Below are 19,126 nucleotides of genomic sequence, written 5' to 3'. Positions count from 1 at the left end.
AGGCGCTCGAGCTGTGCCGGGGTGGGAAGCACGGCGCCGGGTGCGGACCGGTTCGTGGCCTTGGTCATCATGCCCCCTCCTGTCGGTTGTGCACGACACCGGTGTGGAACAGATGGTCGTAGAGCGCAAGATCGCGCACCTCTACGGCAAGATCGTCGGACGCTGGGCGCAAACCGTCGCCACCACGGGTCGATGCAGCCGGGCCGGCATGGCGTTGGCGCGCAGTGCGCATCGCCGCACCCGGGCCGTGTTCGGGGCAGACCGAGAGCTGGGCGCGCCCGGCCAGCACCGCGTGCTCGGCGACCAGGCGCCCACGGTGGCGAATCTGCCAGCTGCCGCCGACCCGCACGACCTCGACCGTCTGGCCGATCAGACCGAACGGGACCGAATAGCGGTTGGCATCGATCGACACCAGCCAATCTTCGCCCACCACACGGGAGCGGACCATCGCCTGCAGGAAGCTCGCCTGCCCTGCGGTGGGCACCAGGGCGGCGGCCTCCTGGGCAAAGCGATCGATCGGTCGCTGGTGCGTCGTGCCGTGGATGCGCAAGTCGGCGATCTCGGCCTGCCAGCGCATCAGTTGCTGGTTGAAGTCCTCCAGATCGACGAAGCTGCGCCCCGGCACGAAGTTGCGCTTGACGTATTTCACGCCGGACTCGACCTTGCCCTTGGTCTGCGCCCGATACGGCTGACACAGCCGCGGGGTGAAGCCCCAGTGATCGGCGAAGGCGGCGAAGGTCGTGTTCAACCGTGGGCGCCGTTGGCCGTCGGCACCGGTGAGTGTGCCGAGCACGACGGTGCGCATGCGGTCGTAGAGCAGGCATTCACACCGGCCGCCGAAATGGGCGAAGGCCCGTTCATGGGCGGCGAGCAACTCGGCCATGCGCTCGTGCATGAAACCCTCGGCGTAGCCGCGCCGGCTGTAGCCCAGAGTCATGACGAAGATGTGCACCTTGGTGCGCTGCTCACCGATGCGCACGCTGACCTGGCCCCAGTCGACCTGCGCCTGCTCGCCCGGAGCGGTTTCGAAGCGGCGCTGCGTGAGCCCCGCCAGGCAGGCTTCGGCCCGCAACGGGCGTACCGCAAGCTTGACGGTCTCGTAGCTGCCGGCAAAGCCGCGCTGCGTGCGCAATTCCTGGTAGAGAATGCGTGCCGAGTAATTGACCTGCGCGGCGCGTTCGACCAGCCAAGTGCGATGGGCATCGAGCACGGTGAGCACGCCCTTCTCCCGTCGGTAGGGTGCCCACGCCGATTGGCGCAGGCACGCGCGTACCGTCTTTCGATCCAGGTCGAACTCGCGCGCCAGCGCCGAGACGCTTGTGCCGGCCGCACGCCGTTCATGAATCGCCTTCCACTGTTCGCGTCCGATCACGTCGCCCTCCGTGTCCGGTTTCAACCCGGACACGGTAGCGCCGAAGCTGTCCTGGACCCTCGGGTCCAGGACAGCTTCCACATCGAACACCACTGATTCCCTTTCCATCTCTGACTCCTTCAAGTCGATGGGTGGGGAAAATTCGATTACCACAGGTGGGGATTATTGGATTACCGCTGACACCCGGGAAGCACTGGCTGAGCGCAAGCAGGCGCGCTCGCGGGCATGAGTGTCAGGACCCCCGTGCGATTCACGAGCAACTTCGAACGCAACCTGGACGACATCGAAGCTTTCCTGGCCCGGGCGGACGTGCCCGGCGCGTTGGACCTGTTGCTGGACAAAATGTCGGAACAGGTCATCCCAACGCTGGAGCGCCATCCCGACATCGGTCGGGACTGTCTCGCACGTTCCGCTGATTCTGTGGAGTCGCAGTTCAAGCGCGAAGGAGTGATCGATCTCCTGACTGACCTGGATGCCTCGGGCAGCATCCGCGAGTATGTACTGACGCACTATCTGATCCTGTATGCGCGGTTGGCCGACACAATCCATCTGCTCGCGATCCGCCATCAGCGAAAGCTCCCCTTCGATCTCGGGAGAGCGGATCCGGCGTCCTGAGCCTGCGCGCGGAAGGACTGCATGGGCATCACTTTCAGCAGGCGAAAGGACTGTCGTCAGCAGGGGACTGTGTATTCTTCTGGAATGACGCAAAACGGCGAAACGCTGTCGAGTTCAGAGGGCTTTCGTGCCCTTTTATGTCGTCTGGTGTCCGCGCGTAAGTTTCTGACTCGTTTCGATTTGTTCATCAACTCAACGGGTTGTGAATATGCCAACCGAGCACTCATAACCCGGGTCACAGGTTCGAATCCTGTCCCCGAAACCAAACAGAAAGCTTTAATGCCAGTCACTTAGCGGCGGTTGGCGTTTTTTCCTTTGGGCACCGGGATGGGCCCATCGTTCATTTTCGCACCCCAGCTGCGCTCGTACCGCAGCCCAACGCCAGGCAAGAGAGCGCTGAGCAACCGGCGGCCGGACAGCGCCGGCAACCTCGCCGCGGTTGATCACTCATCTGACTGATCGACTCAGTCCTCACAAACCACCGGCCGTTGAACCAAGTGCAGACTCACTTTGCACAGCTCATCCGGCAGCACCATCCGAAGCACTCGGATCAATGCTCAGAGCCGAATGTTCAAACGCAAATTGGCAGACGTGAACACCCCACCGAAAACCCGGGCGACCCACAATGAAGTGTTGCTAGAATTTGAACATTGTCGATTCTCTCACGGGAGAACCTGACTTCGACTCGATGGTCGCCTTGCTCTAAACGCCACCGATAATGCGACACCGCTAATCGCACACCTTCTCCGAAACCGACACAACTTGAAAGGGAATACCCCTTCTCGAGAAGAGACAGTACTCATCGGCAGGAGCATCCTGGTCCGCTGTCATAGTTTTGCTATCCAGAATCCACGGCATCGCTCCAACCATTGGAGGCTATTGAATGAGCAACGACAAAACAGCACCTGGTGTTTTCATCAGCTACGCAACGCACGACCGGGAACGAGCATTCGAAATATGTGCTCATCTTGAAGAACTCGGACACAGTTGCTGGATTGCGCCCAGGGATATACGTGCCGGTTGCGATTACAGTGAAGAGATCATTCGCGGGATTGAGCGCTCCCGATGCTTTGTGGTGCTCCTGTCTGCGGCCGCAAATGGCAGCATCTACGTGAAGCGCGAAGTAGAGCGCGCTGTTGCGAAGGCGAAGCCCGTATTCCCGGTTCGCGTCGAAGAAGTCCTTCCGTCACCAGCGCTTGAGCTTCACCTCGCCTCGCTTCACTATCTGGACGCATGGCAAGGAGCGTTGCGCGAACATGTCGTGACCCTTGCCAAGAATCTATCAGGAGCGGCGATAGAAGGAGCGGAACAACCTGCAAGGTTCTTCAACTGGCGAAAGACCGCTTACCTTGTATCTGCAACTGCATCAGTGCTATTGGCTTGGGTGTTGTTTTGGACGTTGGGCACACCGGATGCACCCGAGGGCGGACCTTCGGTTGTCACCCCACTGGGGGAAGTGGACCACAAGCTTCCCGCGGTCAGGCCACCCCAAAGTTGCGTTGCAAATTACCTCGGCCCAATCACTAGCTGCTCGGTAGGTTCTGGTCTGAATATATACGTACGTTCGCCCGAAGGAGAGGAGTACGTCATCCCGAGTGGAAGTGGGACGAACTCCGTCGTGTCCAGTGGGGTACATGCGGAAGGCACATATCTGCCCTGGTTGGGCAGTGGCACTACAGCCTATATAGAATATTCTGACAATCAGTACTCAGCTTCAATCACCCTTCCCGATAAGCCGGATATACCAATTGCGGTGCATGTACCGTCACCGGAGTCCCATGCACCACCACTCTTCTATACGGCGATTCCAGACGGCAGCGCATTCTTCGAGAACAGTAAAGCACGCGGAGCCTACTTGTTCTTCGCACCAGAGGATACACACGATGTCGAATGGACGACCGACAGCAAAGGATTCGTTCGCGTCGAGAGAATGCCTTGGAATGACAGGAGAGCCGGACCAGTATGGATCGAAGAGTTGCCAAGAGCAGATCCATTTACTCTTTCCATCCGGTGGCGAAAGCCCGGGGAACAGTGGACTGAAACGGTTCAATATTTCATTGACAATCAGAGCCTGCGACAACGTAGCGTTTCCACGTACGAACTTGCAAACAGTATTGTTTGCTCCCGTGACAGTTGGGCCGCCGTCCCGGCCCACACTCGATGCCGCACAAAAATAGGAATTCCTCTAGGTGAGATCTTTGCAGAACTGCGGTGGGGAACTCTCGCGGACGATCTTGACTTGGTAGACAGTTTTGATTTTTCGACATGGGCCACAAATTTGATCTCGTCAACGCCCATAGATGGTTACGAAGATCTCACATGTCGTGGCGACGCACACTATTCGGAATGGCACAATCGATGCCAAACCTACGTCACTTCCCTGATTCAGTCCGAATGCGGGAATGACTCCCAATGCAGGAATCGTGTCGCACAATCGTGGAATTCTCGGATCAATGCTGCAGTGAGGTCTGCGCTCTCACGCGAACGTTTCATTCTCGAGCACAATAGCTATTTCGCGCCTTGGCAAGAGGTAACAAACAGTACATCTGCCGCCAATTTTCTTGCAACATCCGAACAGGTTGCCGAGATATTCTTCCAGGCAACCCGACACGTTGGCAGAGAACCGATTTCGGCTCGCGTGCGAGTCTCAGGCTCGACTCAGTAGATCTCCGCCGCCGTTTGCACTCATCGGCATAATACGATAGCGGGGCTTCCTCCCATAGCCCTAACTACGCTTACCGCTCGTAGGTGTCATCAAAAATCTCAGCTGCCACGACGGCGCAGTCGCCCGGGCGGTACTGGACTAGATAATCTCCTGCACGGCCGTGCAGGGTGCCGCGTCCGTCAGCCAGGTGAATAGCGCATCCCTTCGTCAACCTCAAAGCAAGCACATCATGCGGATGCTTAACGTAGCGGCCATCCTGACCTGACTCAGTTGGGAAAATCGCTGCGTAGGTGTGATGAAACCGTTCTCGTGCTACCGACCATTGCTCGCCCGCCACTCCGGTAACGATGGCGTCCCCTTCGGAGTACGCCACCGGTCCTTCAAGAGTATTGACCACCCCCGCAACCGGCGCGAAGCGCACGCTTACCGGCTTTGCTCTGGCACGGGCTGGAAAGACACTAGAATGAGAAGTCAAATCACACAAGATCATACCAATACTTTCATATCATTTCCCAGTAGGAGGCTGTCAGGAGGATCTTGAAAGCGAAAAGACCCTACTCCGGCCTCTTACTTCCGGCACAACCAGATCTGAAATTTGCATACTCCTGGACCGCTTTGATTTCATTATTTGCTCGCAATTCTCGCTCGTGCCAATAGTCTGGATACACCGACAATGGTGTAATCCTTGTTCTGCTCCTCAATGGGTAGGTCGTGGAAGGCACAGAGCGAAGCATGCCTTCGCTTCGACCTGTCTGTATTGGGAGCATAGCGCCAGCCCTGCAACAAGCGCTCAGCACACCAGCGCTGGTGTTCAAGCTCGCTGAGATTGCGCTGATCCTGCTCCGAGATTTCACCTTCTAACTGATTGAAATAGTGTCGCTTGACGTGAAGGTGGCGCACTACATCACGCGAAGACTCACGCTCCCACTCTTGAGCGGCAAACCAATGTTCATTGAACGTCCTGTCCCAGAGCAGAACTGAGGATCTCGAATCACCGTTCCGAGGACGCGTCTGTGCAGCAAGAGAGTCAACCAAAGAATTTTGGCCGAAATGCAAGTAGACTATCGCTGCCTCGCGTTCCGTAAACTCATTGAGCACGGGCTCATTCTTCTCTAGCTTCAATCCCGCATCATATGCATTGAAAACATGGCACCGTGGATAATTGTTTATCTGTCGATGCACTTCTGTGTGAACCGCGTCCTGAGTACATAGCACAATCGGAAACTGTTGATCTGGTGTTGTCATTAACAATGAATGGGTCGCAGCGATTCCCTCCTCCAAGGTCGCTGTGCAAATGTATGCGATAGTGACGGCCGGTAGGCGAGACAATCGCGCGGTTGTCAGTCCATCCGTCGGTGCTGAAATGAAACTGATGTCAATGAGCGGATTAAGGTGGTGACCATGTACTCCGTGTGCCAGCGCGTTCGGGGTCAATACCGGAAAGCTTGCATGGACGCGGGGCTCAATAGTGTCAGCATCAGGGGACGCCACGGTAAGCATCGCCCGCTGTCGGTCTGGATAATGCCCTAGGTGGGCAAGCTGCTCGAGGATGCTACGCCCCAGCGACGAAAAGCCCAGCATCAGAACGTGAGGCTGGACTCCCCGCGGGACCAGGCAATGGGGCGCAAGGCTATCGTCCGAAAGGAGTCTTCTCGCACAGTTCTTCCACACGTTGAACACTCGCACCTGGCAGCGCTCCCCATTTCGCTGAAGCCAGTTTACATCAGTCACCCGGGCTGCTAGGAAGTCATCCTGGATGTGCACCAAGCAAATCTGACTACGCTTGTCCGTTCCACGCCATCCGCCTTCGCTGTGCAGCCTCATCAGGACATCGAGTATCTTGAGGTTTACGCTATCAACCCCGGCCAGAATGTAGACAACGGAAGCACGGGTGCCGGCGAGCCATTTCAGGTTGCGCAGGTTGAGAGCATTTCCACCGAACACCTTGACACCACGCTGCATCAGCTCTGAGTTAGCGCCATTGGCCGCATCAAGTGTCAGCACTGCCACGCGCTCTCCACGCTCACGATGCTCTAGGGCCAGTCTTCGCCCTTGCGCGTCCCCACCGAGTATTAGCACGTTGTGCGGCCAGAATCGCGCTAGCAGCCAATTTCCGTTACTGCCAATCAAGGTCAGGTAGCTTCTTACCAATAGCCATGACGCCACGACTGGCACCGCGATGCGCAGCCACTGATACAACGGCCACAGGCTCTCCCAGCCATATCGGACGAAGTCGCCTCGGTTAGCGCTGTCCTCGACAAGAAGTAGTCGTATTGTGGAGAACGCGGCCTGAACGCCATCTTGGCCCGCTCCGTGGCGGTGAAGGACAAACCCACCTACCAGTAGCAGCACAAGAATGAGGAAGGGCAGGAACTCTCCCCGCCGGAGGTCTGAGCCAGACGAACGCTCAGTGCTGACGACTGTCTTCATGTTGAACCCCCGAAGGTTCCTGGACGGTGGCGTTTCTCAACTGAGACTGCTGCCCTCACTGTACCGGCCAGAGCCCGTTGTTGGAACCGTCCTGTCGTTTCGGAATGCGGAACATGCCCAGAGGCCCATCACATCAGGTCGGTTCCCGGTGCACGAAGTGGACTTTCTTCGCTTGATCAGCTCGCGTCTGAGCCGGCTACACGATCAAGTCAAGCCCCAACTTTCTAACGCGCATACTCTGCTGACCGACCGTTGCACGGACGGGCTCATAATCCGCCCATGCCCAGCAACCGAACAAAAGAGTCTGAAGCTCATCACTTTACAGTGGCTGGCAATTATCTCCTCTGTGCGCCCTACTTGCCGACGATTTATGATTATCGTTCGACTCACAGTGATGAAGGTGCGACAGCGCTATTCGTCGACATGCTTCAACTCGAGTCTCATTGGCGCTGATGCACTCAATGCAACCCCCCCCTCATATCCCGCAGCCGGCTTAAACAGCTTCAGGGCAGCGCCTGCACACAGGATCTGTTGGCCGAAGGAAATCTCTGGCACGTCCGCAACGGTCATCGGGCGGAAACACTTGAACAAAGCCTCCTTGAGAACCCAAAGGGCGTAGAAACGCTCTACTCGCTTCGCTTCAACCTGAGCTTCGTAGTCCAGCCACTCACGCTGCGAGCAAATCGCGGCAGCAAGCGCATCGTAGTCGCGGTCCCGCCGGTACTCGACGTCGACCCCAACCGGGTGATTGGCCACCGCACATATGACAATATCTTCCGAATGAGCAAGGCTGACCGACGGGGCTCCTGCACCCCGCACTATTGGCACACCGGATTCGAGGACCACCTCCCAGCCAGTCGCACGGCATCCAGGCCAATCCTGAAGCGCCGTCCGCAGCAGGGATCTACCCCTGACGAACTGAGCCCTGCGCTTGGCGTGCCTGATCATGGAGGCCCGCTCGGTTTCCGCGGGCGTCAGAGACGCGAGCGACGAGTCTACGTCGAATCCAGCCAGACTTGCTACTAATACATGGACATCCGCCGCGAACGTCGGCGATATACAGGTAGATTCCAAAAAGATATAATCCGACACATTTTGACGTATGCACAGGCGCAGAGAGTATAACGTTGGACACGCCGATTGACTGCGCCGCGCTGGCGGACCTAGCGCTGCGTTTTAGCATTCGCTCGTGGGCTGCGTGGGCGCCTGGGCTTGCGGCGGACACACCTGCGGTTGAGTTTCTCGCTGGCACCTTGCCCGACGATGACGGCTCGCTCCCCGACGTCGACTTCCTCCCCGCCATGTTGCGCCGACGACTGGGTCGGACGGCTCGCATGGCCCTTCATGTCGCACACCTTGCGGCACCCGAACCGGGTTCTTTGCCGAACGTGTTCGCTTCGCGGCACGGCGAACTGCGACGAACAACCGACCTGCTGCAGGGCCTCGCCCGAGGAGAACTGCCCTCACCCGCATCATTCAGCCTGTCGGTTCACAATGCCTCCGCCGGTATCCACGCCATTGCCCGCAATGACCCAGCTCCGTCCAGCGCAATCGCTGCAGGTGACGAAAGTTTGCTTTGGGCCTTGCTCGACGCCCGACAGCGCATTGAACAGGGCACGACTGACGCCGTCCTCGTCGTGCATTCGGATGACGCTATTCCAAGCCAGTACCTGCCGTTTGCGCCTGTCTGTAACCGCCCCTTTGCACTGGCCATCGTAGTCGAGGCGGGGGACGACATCGCACTCGAATGGCGCGCTAACGGGGGGGATCGCGTCTCTCCGGCATCACTGCCAATCAGCTTGGCCGGCTTGTGTGCTGGCGCCAATCGGCTCGAATGGCACGGTGAGCGCCTGTCAATCACGGGACTCCGCGGTGCGTGAGCGACTGAATTTCTTCTGGCGTCTCTCTGTGACCGGCCTGTGCTTCGCGCTTTTCAGCCTGGGCGGTTCGATCCTGTCCGCATTGGTGTTTTACCCACTGCAGTGCCTCCCCGGCGAGCCTGCACGCCGACACCGTCGTGCTCAAGCGCTGATCCAGCGTTTCTTCGCCATGCTGATCAGCCTGCTTCAGCGGCTCGGCGTGATGCGGCTCGAGTTGCAAAATGCTGAAGCCTTGCGCAGCTGCGGTAATGCGTTGATCTTCGCAAACCACCCGAGCTATCTCGACGTGGTCATAATGCTGTCGCTAATGCCGCGCTCGTCGTGCATCGTCAATAGCCGTCTATGGCGCAGCCCTTTCTACGGAGCGGTGGTCCGCTCAGCCGGCTACATCCGCAACGACGCCCCCGAGACTCTGATCGAGCATGGGGTCTCAGTCCTTGACCGGGGTGAACCGCTGATCGTCTTTCCGGAAGGCACACGCAGCACGCCCGGCGCCCCGCTGCGAATGCAGCGCGGCGCGGCGCACATCGCCCTGCACAGTGGCCGCGATATCGTACCGGTCATCCTGACCTGCGACCCACCGACCCTGACCAAGGGCGCGCCGTGGTACCGCATTCCAATGCAAGCGTTCACCTACCGGCTGCGCGTCTTGCCGGCGATCCGCGTCGCGGACCACATCGATACGACCCAACCACACAGCCTTGGCGCACGCCACCTCACCCAATTTCTCGAGCAACTCTTCACTGTGGAACTACAAACCAATGCACGCGCTTGAAGCCGCCATCAAAGAACTCATTGTCGACGCTCTGCAGCTGGAGGACGTCAGACCCGAGGATATCGAAACAAACGAACCGTTGTTCGGAGACGGACTCGGGCTGGACTCGATCGACGCGCTCGAACTCGGCGTCGCCCTGAAGAAGCAATTTGGCCTGACGCTGGCCACCAATGACCCGGCAATCAAGGATCACTTTCGCAGCGTCGGCACGCTTGCACGACTGATCGCCAGCCAACAGGACGCAAAGGTTTGCCAATGACCGACCAGGATCTCCTCGACCAGCTCCGCGCCATCCTCGTGGAAAACTTCGAAATCGACGCGGACGCAGTGACGCCCGACGCACATCTTTATGAAACTCTGGGGCTCGACAGCATCGACGCCGTGGACCTCGCGATCAAGATTCAGCAACTGACGGGCAAGCGAATCAAGGCCGAAGACTTCAAACATGTGCGCACGGTTGGCGACGTCCTTTCCACGGCACGTGAGTTGATGACAGCCTGAGCATCGCCAATCGTCCCGCGGCCCTCGTGCGCCACCTCGTTCGCGGTGTGTTTGTTGCCGCCACGCCTGTACTTGTCTATCTCGCACTCGATCGCTTCGAGCCGCGAGAGGTCGCCCTGTTCGTCCTCGCCCTGTTCGTCCTGCGTGCCCCTGTCGACTGCGTCGCTTTTTTCCGCAGGCAGGGTCTGCGAGGCGCGCTTGCACTGTTGGCAGTCGCTGGCGTAATAGCATTCATCTGGGGTCGTAACGATCCTGTCTGGGTACTGGCCTACCCGGTGTTGATGAACGCTATCCTGTTCGGCTTGTTTGCCGGCTCGCTTTTCCGGCCACCTAGCGTCATCGAACGGCTGGCGCGGTTGCACACGCCGGAGCTTGCGCCAGAAGGTGTGCGCTACACACGGCAAGTGACAGCCGTCTGGTGCGGCTTCTTCGTGATCAACGGCGGCATCGCATGGTGGACGGCCGTCGCTGCATCGCGCGAGGTGTGGGTGCTGTACAACGGACTTGTCTCCTACCTTCTGATGGGGATGCTGTTTGCGGGCGAATGGTGTGTGCGCCGCCGAGTGATCGCTGCAGGAGGTCATCAATGACGCCCCTATCTCACCTATGCACAGATGACTTGAGCGATCGTGTCGTCGCCCTGACCGACGGCCCACCGATCATGCTGCGCCGTGTCCGTCGCGACGTAGCGCGATTGGCTGCCTGGCTCGCCATGCAGCCGGGACACAACTGGGTGCTCGCCAGCGAGCACCCCTACGATTTCTTGGTGAGTCTTCTCGCAGTGTGGCACGCAGGCAAACAGGTCACGGTACCAGCGTCACTGCAGCCAGGTGCAGTCCGCGAGGCCACCGCGCAGGCCGATGGTCTGCTCGACGGCCTCGGTACATGGCAATCATCGACGGATACAGCCACTGACATGGATGCGGTCCTGCGCCCGTTCAATGCAGAAAGAAGCCTCCTCGACCTCTTCACGTCGGGTAGCAGCGGCGCGCCCAAACGCATCCGAAAATCCGCCGCTCAACTGGAGCGCGAGATTGTCGTGCTCGAAAGCTGTTGGGGGGGGAGGCGCGAACCCGTGTTTGCGACGGTGCCGCACCACCACATCTACGGCCTGCTGTTCCGCCTGCTGTGGCCACTCGCCTCAGGGCGTCCCTTCGACACCTTGATGTGTACCGCACCGGAGTTTCTGCTTGCACGACTCGACGCCCACGGACCTGGGCAAGTCGTCTCGAGCCCATCGCAATTGAACCGGATGCCGGACCTGATCGACCTCCAGGTCCTGCAAGGCAAGGCGACCCGATTCTATTCGTCAGGCGGGCCGCTCAACCCGACGGCTGCTGGCTGTTTTCAACGCATTCTCGGCACGGCGCCGGTGGAGATCTTTGGCAGCACCGAGACTGGTGGCGTAGCGTGGCGTGAGCAGCGCGACGGCGACGACAGCTGGACGCCGCTCCCCGGAGTACAGATCGCGCGTTCGGCTGCCGGCGCTCTCGTGCTGTGCTCGCCCTTTATCGACGATGACGCTCCCTACGAAACCAACGACGCCGCAACCCTGCTCGATGACGGCCGTTTTCGCATTCACGGGCGCCTCGACCGCATCGTCAAGATCGAGGAAAAACGTCTGTCGCTGAGTGAACTGGAAGCGCGCCTGGTAGAGCACCCTTGGGTACGCGAAGCGGCTGCCATCGTGCTGTCCGAAGGGCGGCAGATCGTCGCGACGGTCGTCGCGCTCAACGATGACGGCCAACTCGCGCTTGAACAGTTGGGTCGGGCGGCACTCGGCAAGCGTCTCCGCACCCATCTCCGCCAGTGGTTCGACGCCGTGTTGCTGCCTCGACGCTGGCGCTACCCTGATGTGCTGCCCTACAACGAGCGCGGCAAGCTCGCCGCAGACGACCTGGCCGCAATGTTCGAGACGACGGAGACTCAACGTGAATAGTGCGTTGCCATCCATTGAGTCACGTTCCGTCAGCAAAGACGGTCAGGTTGTCTTCCGCCTGCACGTGCCGACCGAACTGAGTCTCTTCAGGGGCCACTTCCCCGGCTTCCCGCTACTGCCCGGCGTCGCCCAGATTCACTGGGCTGCCCGCTTCGCGGCAGACTGTTTCCCGATCGACGGCGCATTCTCACGCATGCTCAACATCAAGTTCCAGCAACCTGTCACGCCCGGCGCGGCGCTCGATCTCACACTGTCCTGGGACGCGGATCGGCGCCAACTTGCGTTTAGCTACACCACCAACGGCCGGCTGCACGCTTCCGGCAAACTCGAATTCGCCGCGAGCAACCAGCCATGACGTTCCGCCCCTGCTTCGTGATCCCGGTATATAACCACGGTGCAACCGTGGGCGCGACGGTCGAGTCCTTACTGGTGCATGAAATACCGGTCTATCTCGTGGATGACGGCAGCGAGGCCGAAACCGCGACCGAGCTCGATCGCCTTGCCGCGACTCTGCTGTCGACCCGACTGGTTCGCCGCGATGACAATGGCGGCAAAGGCGCGGCAGTGATGAGCGGTATGGCAGCGGCCATCGCTGACGGCTGCACCCACGCTCTGCAGATCGATGCCGACGGACAGCACGAATTGCGCGATGTCCCACGCTTCCTCGACGCTTCGCGCACCCACCCCGAGGCCCTTGTCTGCGGCGTGCCGGAATACGACACAAGCGTGCCCAAGGGGCGGCTTTACGGGCGTTATGTCACGCACGTGTGGGTATGGATCGAGACACTCTCTTTCGAGATCCGCGACTCGATGTGCGGCTTCCGCGTCTACCCACTGGCGCCAATGAGCCGTCTGATGCGGGAAGAACGGCTCGGAACACGCATGGATTTCGACATCGAAGTGCTGGTCCGCCTGGTGTGGCGCGGGGTGCGCATTCTGAACATGCCTACCCGTGTCATCTATCCCGAGCACGGTGTATCGCACTTCCGCGTCTTTCATGACAACCTCCGCATCTCCTGGACGCACACGCGACTGTTCTTCGGCATGCTCCGCCGCCTGCCAGCCCTGCTGCCGCGCCGCCTCGGATTGCGCACGGAGTAAGGCATGACCCACTGGTCCAGAATGGCCGAGGCCGGCTCCGCGCTCGGCATCAACCTCACCTTCACCCTGTACCGCGTGCTCGGCCGACGAGTCACGCTGCTACTGCTGCACCCAATCGTGGCGTGGTTTTTCGTGCGTCGCGACTCGGCGCGCTCGGCCTCACGCGCCTATCTCGAACGACTGCATGCCGCAGGCGGCTTCACCCACCCACCGCGTGCAATCGACAGCTACCGCCACCTGTACGCCTTCGCCGTCGCTGCCCTTGACAAGGTCGCTGCGTGGATGGGCCGCGTAGATCCGTCACGTATAGACGTGCCCGATGCCGCGACGATCGAGTCGATCCGCGAAAGCGGCACAGGTGCGCTGATCATCGGCTCGCACCTCGGCAATCTGGAGATGGCGCGGGGCCTTGCCTCATTGCTTGGCAAACGGAAGATCACCGCGATCGTGTACACAGATCACGCTGTGCGTTTCAACAGGATCCTGGCGCGCGCCAATCCGGGTTTCGCCAACAGCCTGGTGCAGGTGTCACATTTCGGACCGGATACCGCGATCGATCTCGCGCAGCGCATCGAACGTGGCGAGCTTTTGTTCATCGTCGGCGACCGCACGCCGCCAGTCGAAAACGGCCGCACGTGCAGGGTCGACTTTCTCGGCGCCCCGGCTGAATTTGCGCAAGGGCCCTACATTCTCGCAAGCATCCTCGACTGCCCGGTGTACCTCTTCTTCTGCCTGGCCGATGGTGACCGCTACCGCATCCATTTCGAACATTTTGCCGAGCGCATCACGCTACCGCGCTCACGCCGTAGCGAAGCCCTGCACGAGTGGACGCAACGCTACGCAGACCGACTGGCAACCCACTGCCGCATCGCACCGATGCAGTGGTTCAACTTCTACGACTTCTGGCGACCATGAACGACCGTATTTCCCTGAAGCAAGCCGCGATTCCCGTCTTCGGCGCCGACGCCCTGACGATCGAAGACGTATGCCGCATCGCGCGGGGTGCCTCGGCACGCCTGCACGACAGCCCCGACTATCGCGCACACATCGAACGCGGCGCGGCCTTCATTGAACGGCTGCTCGCCTCGGAGGGCGAGATCTACGGCGTCACAACCGGCTACGGTGATTCGTGCTCCGTCGGCGTCGCCCAGCAACTCGCACGCGAGTTGCCGATACACCTGATGCGTTTTCACGGCTGCGGACTCGGCAACCACTTCACCCCGGAGCAAACCCGCGCTGTGCTGGCTGCGCGCCTCGCATCGCTGGTTCGCGGATACTCGGGCGTGCGCTGGGTATTGCTCGAACGGATCGCCGCACTGCTCAACCATGACCTGCCACCTCTAATGCCCGCCGAGGGTTCGGTTGGCGCCAGCGGCGATCTCACCCCGCTGTCCTACCTGGCTGCCGTGCTGATGGGCGAGCGCGAAGTGTGGAAAGACGGACAACCGGAAGCTTCGGCCGTCGCCCTCGCTGCGGCTGGCATCGAACCGATCACGCTGGCGCCGAAGGAGGCGCTCGCCATCATGAATGGCACCGCGGCGATGACCGGCCTCGCATGCCTCGCGTTTGAGCGCGCCGAGTATCTCTCACGCCTGGCGACGCGCATCTCCGCGATGACTTCGATCGCAACCCGCGGCAATCCGGGGCATTTCGATCCCGCCCTATTCGGCGTCAAGCCTCACGCCGGTCAGAACGAAGTCGCCGACTGGATCTGGACGGACCTCGGTCGCCTGCACGACGGCCCGCAGATGCGTCTGCAGGATCGCTACTCGATTCGCTGCGCACCGCACGTCATCGGCGTACTGCGGGATGCGCTACCGTGGATGCGCCGCGACATCGAGAACGAATTGAACAGCAGCAACGACAACCCGATCATCGACGCGGTAGGCGAGCGCGTACTTCATGGCGGCCACTTCTATGGCGGTCACATCGCCTTCGCTATGGACGCGCTGAAGAACGCAGTCGCCTCAATTGCCGACCTCCTCGACCGCCAACTCGCTCTATTGGTCGACACCCGCTATAACCACGGCCTGCCAAAAAACCTCTCCGGCGCCGAGGGGCTGCGTGGAGCGATCAACCACGGCTTCAAGGCGGTGCAGATCGGCACCTCGTCATGGACAGCGGAGGCGCTCAAGCTGACAATGCCCGCGTCGAGCTTCTCGCGCTCCACCGAGTGCCACAACCAGGACAAGGTCAGCATGGGCACCATCGCCGCGCGCGACTGCCTGCGCGTGGTCGAACTCACGGAACAGGTGACCGCGGCCCTGCTGCTGGCGGTGACTCAGGGCGTCACGCTGCGCAGTCGTCAGGGCGAACTCGACGAAGCCACCCTGACCGCACCACTGCGCGGGTTCCGTGACGACATCGCCAAGCTTTCCGCCTTTGTAACGGAGGATCGCCCACTCGAACCCGATCTGCGTCAAATCCTCGTCCACATTCGGGCACGCCGCTGGGAGTTGTATTCATGACGCGCCTCAAGGCTGAAGTCCTGGTAGTGGTGCCGTTTCATGACGTCGATGTAATGGGCGTGACCTGGCACGGCCATTACATAAAGTACTTCGAAGCCGCGCGTGCCGCGCTGCTGCGCTCAATCGATTACGACTACCCGCAAATGCAGGAGTCCGGCTACCTATGGCCGGTCGTAGAGTGCCAACTCAAGTATGTGGGGCCTGCCCGCTATGGTCAGACTCTGCGTGTGAGTGCGGAGCTGCTTGAGCACGAGAACCGCCTCAAGATTGCGTACCGGATCTTTGACGCCGCAAGCGATACGTGTCTCACCCGCGGCTTTACCACGCAGGTGGCTGTAGATGCGGTCACCAACGAACTGCAGTTTGTTTCGCCAGCCGCACTCCTGCGCAGGGTAGAGAGCAGGCAGCCATGACCCCATATCGAATCGTCATCGCGATTTCCCTTTGTGCCTGCGCACTGCTAGCGGGTGCTGCGCAGGCGCAAGTGGCTACGCCGGCTGATCCACTCTCCGACCTATCCACACGGCTGGAGAGCACGCACACTATCCATGTCGGCTTCCGGCAGACGAAGCATCTGGCTGCGCTGAGACAACCGCTCCAGTCCGAAGGCCGCATCGTATTCGTGCGCGGTGAAGGTGTGTTGTGGATCGTCAGCAAGCCCTACCAGGCCAGCTACGCGCTTGCCGGCGACGCGGTGACCGAAACCGGTCCGGATGGCCGCCGCAGAATGCGCGAGGCTCACGAGGCTCCGGCACTGGCTAACATCGGTCGTGTTTTCGAATCGATCTTTTCGGGGAAACTCGATCAGCTCGACACGTATTTCGATGTCCGCGTCCATGGCACTCCGGCAAACTGGCAACTCGACCTGACACCGAGGGAAGCGATCTCCCCCTTCCTGGAGAGCATCCGGGCAAGCGGCGGCACCTTCGTCGAGCGCATCAATATCAATGAATCCCGCGGCGACCTGACCGAAATCGAGTTCTCGGCCCCGACGCTAGACGCCCCGCTGTCCGACGAGGACACGCATCTGCTCCGACAACGTTGATGCGACTGCGTACCTGGATCTGGCTCGCGTGTGCGGCCATTGTGGTGACATGGACGGGGTTGCGCTTCACCACGCAGCCGCCGATCGAAACAGACCTCCTCGCGCTATTGCCAGCAACGGAGCGTAATTCTCTTGCCGAAGAGGCCGCCGCGCAGCTCGGACGCCTTGCCGGTGAACGTGCGATCTTTCTGATCGGGCTGCCGACGCCGGAGGCTGCGCGCGCCGCCGCAGCGGATTTTGCGGCGGCGATCGACGGCCCACCGTTCCACCGCATCGTCACGATCGTGCCACAGCCCGACTCAACCGCACTGATCGCACTTTACGAGCCCCACCGGACAGGCCTTCTACCGGAGCCGCTCAGCGCTACTCCAGATCTTGCGGCAGACTTGTCGGACCTGCTTGAGGCACGGCTCGCGAGCCCGTTCGGGGGCGGCGCTCTACCGCTCGCCGACGACCCGTTCGGCTTGTTTGACGCGTGGCTCAGTACCCTACCGTTCCTGCAGTCCCGCCTGCACATCGACGATGGCTGGCTGAGCGTACGCGACGCCTCGACCTCCTGGGTTCTGATCAGCGCTGAATTGGGCGCCTCGGCCTTCGATCCGCTCGTTCAGATCACCCTCACCCGGGTGCTTGAGATCGCCGAGGACACGGTGTCGAGCGGCTGGCCCGAAGCAAGAATTCTGCGTGCTGGTGCGGTCTTTCACGCGATGAACGCCCGGGCGAACGCCGAACGCGAGATCCGGTTGATCGGCGGCGGTTCGCTGTTCGCCATCGTCATCCTCTTGATCCTCGTCTACCGCTCACCCGGGCCGCTCGCGCTGGGTTTGCTGTCGGTCGGAATCGGGGTTTCCGCTGGGGCGCTGGCCACTGTATCGCTGTTCGGCAGCATCCACCTGATGACGCTCGTGTTCGGAGCCAGTCTGATCGGCGAAGCTATCGACTATTCGATCCAGTACTTCTCCGCCCGGCTCGGCGCTGCTGCCGACTGGGATCCTGGCGCAGGACTGAAGGCAATCACGCCGGCTCTCTCGATCGCGCTGGCGACAAGCGTCGTGGGGTATTCCGCGTTGGCGTTGACCGCCTTTCCGGCGATGCAGCAAATCGCCGTCTTCGCGATCAGCGGATTGGCCGCTGCCTGGCTTACCGTGGTGATCGTCTTGCCCGCCTTGTTGCGAAAACCGCAAAGCGCCGTGCCCGGCAGGCTGCTCGACCTGCCCGGCCGCTTGCTTCAGGCCTGGCGGCGGCACGGATCCCTGCGCGTAATCATGGTGTCTGCAATCCTCCTGGTTTTGGCAGCCGCGCCCGGTTGGTGGCAGCTACAGACCGACGACGACATCCGTCAATTGATCACTTCCGATCCCTCGCTCGCCGCGCAGGAGCAGCAGTTGCGCACGCTGACGGGATTCGAGCCGAGCAGCCAGTTCTTTCTCGTGACGGGCGAGGACGAGGAAGAACTCCTCCAACGTGAGGAAGCGCTCACTCGGGCACTTGCGGCGCAGCGGATCGACCTGCAGGCGGTTTCACGCTTTGTCCCTTCCTGCCATGGACAGCGTGAGAGCCACGCGCGTGTGAAGGCGATCAGCACATCGCTCCACGACACTCTGCTCTCGGTTGGCTTCCGGGAGAGCAGCGCCGACGCCTGGGTCAGCCGACAAAGTATGGCGCCCCCCTGTCTGACAGTCACGCAGTGGCTGGCGTCGCCTGTCTCCACACCTTTCCGCCATCTATGGCTCGACGGCGCAGACCGTCACCCTGCCTCGCTCGCGCTCCCGACCGGATATGCCGATGTGGCACTACTGGCGACCGCAATCGAGGGCCTGAGCGGGGTCACCCTTGTCGACAAACCAGGGGCCGTTTCGAGCCTGTTTGGCGAATATCGCCGCCTGGCCGGCTATGCGATTGCCGGCGCGACGACTCTGATCCTGCTCCTGCTCGTCGGCCGCTATGGGGTGCGGGGTGCCGTCACGATCCTCCTGCCGCCAGTTCTCGCCCAAGCGGTCACGCTCGGCGTACTCGGCTATGCCGGCACGGTGATCAACCTGTTCAACGTCCTCGCCTTGCTTCTCGTGCTTGGCGTCGGCATCAACTATGCTATCTTCATGTACGAAAGTACGGCCGGAAGTCTCCTGCGCGAATCGGCTGCACTGACCGGCATCATGCTCTCGGCCACCACCACGCTGTTGTCGTTCGGCCTGCTATCGCTCTCGTCGATGCCGGCACTGGCCGGTTTCGGCTCCACCCTGACGCTGGGGATCGCCGTCGCGGTATTGCTGGCGCCATCGGCACTCGTCATGGCGGACCGTTGAATGTCGTGTAACACGCACAACCTTTGTAG

At 60.8% G+C, this 19,126-nt stretch carries 19 protein-coding genes; 15 read left to right on the top strand and 4 right to left on the bottom strand.

Annotated features, from left to right (window positions below):
* Positions 1 to 67: 67 nt before the first annotated feature.
* A complete protein-coding gene (gene istA, locus GPA21_RS12885; RefSeq protein ID WP_246261943.1) occupies positions 68 to 1,480 on the bottom strand; it encodes an IS21 family transposase in 1,413 nt (470 codons plus the stop codon).
* Positions 1,481 to 1,597: 117 nt separating this feature from the next.
* Between istA and GPA21_RS12880 the strand changes: the two genes are divergently transcribed.
* Positions 1,598 to 1,987 (top strand): type II toxin-antitoxin system RelE/ParE family toxin, encoded by a 390-nt coding sequence (locus tag GPA21_RS12880; protein ID WP_168988555.1) that lies wholly within the window; start codon positions 1,598 to 1,600, stop codon positions 1,985 to 1,987.
* An 883-nt stretch (positions 1,988 to 2,870) separates the two neighbouring features.
* Positions 2,871 to 4,652: a toll/interleukin-1 receptor domain-containing protein gene (locus GPA21_RS12875; RefSeq protein ID WP_168988554.1), complete on the top strand. Its 1,782-nt coding sequence runs from the start codon at positions 2,871 to 2,873 to the stop codon at positions 4,650 to 4,652.
* Between the two features lie 70 nt (positions 4,653 to 4,722).
* On the opposite strand, the gene GPA21_RS12870 is transcribed toward GPA21_RS12875, so the two are convergent.
* The 3 genes from GPA21_RS12870 to GPA21_RS12860 form a co-directional block, all read right to left on the bottom strand.
* On the bottom strand, positions 4,723 to 5,142 hold the full coding sequence (locus GPA21_RS12870; RefSeq protein WP_168988553.1) for a PGDYG domain-containing protein: 420 nt from the start codon (positions 5,140 to 5,142) through the stop codon (positions 4,723 to 4,725).
* A gap of 134 nt (positions 5,143 to 5,276) precedes the next feature.
* The gene (locus GPA21_RS12865) at positions 5,277 to 7,082 is read right to left on the bottom strand and encodes a RyR domain-containing protein (protein ID WP_168988552.1); all 1,806 of its coding nucleotides are present in this window, start codon (positions 7,080 to 7,082) and stop codon (positions 5,277 to 5,279) included.
* A gap of 411 nt (positions 7,083 to 7,493) precedes the next feature.
* On the bottom strand, positions 7,494 to 7,928 hold the full coding sequence (locus GPA21_RS12860) for a 4'-phosphopantetheinyl transferase superfamily protein (protein ID WP_168988551.1): 435 nt from the start codon (positions 7,926 to 7,928) through the stop codon (positions 7,494 to 7,496).
* A 281-nt stretch (positions 7,929 to 8,209) separates the two neighbouring features.
* On the opposite strand from GPA21_RS12860, the gene GPA21_RS12855 reads away from it, so the two are divergent.
* Genes GPA21_RS12855 through GPA21_RS12800 form a run of 13 tightly spaced genes read left to right on the top strand, consistent with a single transcriptional unit; the run spans position 8,210 to position 19,097 of the window.
* A complete protein-coding gene (locus tag GPA21_RS12855; protein ID WP_168988550.1) occupies positions 8,210 to 8,962 on the top strand; it encodes a beta-ketoacyl synthase chain length factor in 753 nt (250 codons plus the stop codon).
* Positions 8,955 to 9,737 (top strand): 1-acyl-sn-glycerol-3-phosphate acyltransferase, encoded by a 783-nt coding sequence (locus GPA21_RS12850; RefSeq protein WP_168988549.1) that lies wholly within the window; start codon positions 8,955 to 8,957, stop codon positions 9,735 to 9,737. The genes GPA21_RS12855 and GPA21_RS12850 overlap by 8 nt, the downstream gene beginning before the upstream one ends.
* The gene (locus GPA21_RS12845; RefSeq protein WP_168988548.1) at positions 9,724 to 9,996 is read left to right on the top strand and encodes a phosphopantetheine-binding protein; all 273 of its coding nucleotides are present in this window, start codon (positions 9,724 to 9,726) and stop codon (positions 9,994 to 9,996) included. The genes GPA21_RS12850 and GPA21_RS12845 overlap by 14 nt, the downstream gene beginning before the upstream one ends.
* Complete coding sequence (locus GPA21_RS12840) at positions 9,993 to 10,238, top strand: acyl carrier protein (protein ID WP_168988547.1); 246 nt, start codon at positions 9,993 to 9,995, stop codon at positions 10,236 to 10,238. Before GPA21_RS12845 ends, GPA21_RS12840 begins: the two co-directional genes overlap by 4 nt.
* 26 nt (positions 10,239 to 10,264) lie before the next feature.
* A complete protein-coding gene (locus tag GPA21_RS12835; RefSeq protein ID WP_168988546.1) occupies positions 10,265 to 10,828 on the top strand; it encodes a COG4648 family protein in 564 nt (187 codons plus the stop codon).
* Between the two features lie 29 nt (positions 10,829 to 10,857).
* Positions 10,858 to 12,177 (top strand): AMP-binding protein, encoded by a 1,320-nt coding sequence (locus tag GPA21_RS12830; RefSeq protein WP_168988545.1) that lies wholly within the window; start codon positions 10,858 to 10,860, stop codon positions 12,175 to 12,177.
* Positions 12,170 to 12,532, top strand: a complete 363-nt coding sequence (locus GPA21_RS12825; RefSeq protein WP_168988544.1) for a 3-hydroxyacyl-ACP dehydratase FabZ family protein — start codon at positions 12,170 to 12,172, stop codon at positions 12,530 to 12,532. Before GPA21_RS12830 ends, GPA21_RS12825 begins: the two co-directional genes overlap by 8 nt.
* Positions 12,529 to 13,278 carry a glycosyltransferase family 2 protein gene (locus tag GPA21_RS20645; RefSeq protein ID WP_211163575.1) on the top strand — a complete coding sequence of 250 codons (750 nt, stop codon included), beginning with the start codon at positions 12,529 to 12,531 and terminating at the stop codon, positions 13,276 to 13,278. Before GPA21_RS12825 ends, GPA21_RS20645 begins: the two co-directional genes overlap by 4 nt.
* A gap of 3 nt (positions 13,279 to 13,281) precedes the next feature.
* Positions 13,282 to 14,193 carry a lysophospholipid acyltransferase family protein gene (locus GPA21_RS20640; RefSeq protein ID WP_211163574.1) on the top strand — a complete coding sequence of 304 codons (912 nt, stop codon included), beginning with the start codon at positions 13,282 to 13,284 and terminating at the stop codon, positions 14,191 to 14,193.
* A complete protein-coding gene (locus GPA21_RS12815; protein ID WP_168988543.1) occupies positions 14,190 to 15,746 on the top strand; it encodes an HAL/PAL/TAL family ammonia-lyase in 1,557 nt (518 codons plus the stop codon). Before GPA21_RS20640 ends, GPA21_RS12815 begins: the two co-directional genes overlap by 4 nt.
* On the top strand, positions 15,743 to 16,159 hold the full coding sequence (locus GPA21_RS12810) for an acyl-CoA thioesterase (protein WP_168988542.1): 417 nt from the start codon (positions 15,743 to 15,745) through the stop codon (positions 16,157 to 16,159). The genes GPA21_RS12815 and GPA21_RS12810 overlap by 4 nt, the downstream gene beginning before the upstream one ends.
* Positions 16,156 to 16,791 (top strand): LolA family protein, encoded by a 636-nt coding sequence (locus GPA21_RS12805; protein ID WP_168988541.1) that lies wholly within the window; start codon positions 16,156 to 16,158, stop codon positions 16,789 to 16,791. The genes GPA21_RS12810 and GPA21_RS12805 overlap by 4 nt, the downstream gene beginning before the upstream one ends.
* Positions 16,791 to 19,097, top strand: a complete 2,307-nt coding sequence (locus GPA21_RS12800; RefSeq protein WP_168988540.1) for an MMPL family transporter — start codon at positions 16,791 to 16,793, stop codon at positions 19,095 to 19,097. Before GPA21_RS12805 ends, GPA21_RS12800 begins: the two co-directional genes overlap by 1 nt.
* The last annotated feature ends 29 nt before the right edge of the window (positions 19,098 to 19,126 follow it).

The sequence above is a fragment of the Azoarcus taiwanensis genome, from assembly GCF_012910885.1.
In the GTDB taxonomy this organism is placed as follows: Bacteria; Pseudomonadota; Gammaproteobacteria; order Burkholderiales; family Rhodocyclaceae; genus Azoarcus_F; species Azoarcus_F taiwanensis.
Note: the sequence above shows the minus strand (reverse complement) of the source record. Positions and strands in the feature narration are given on the sequence as shown.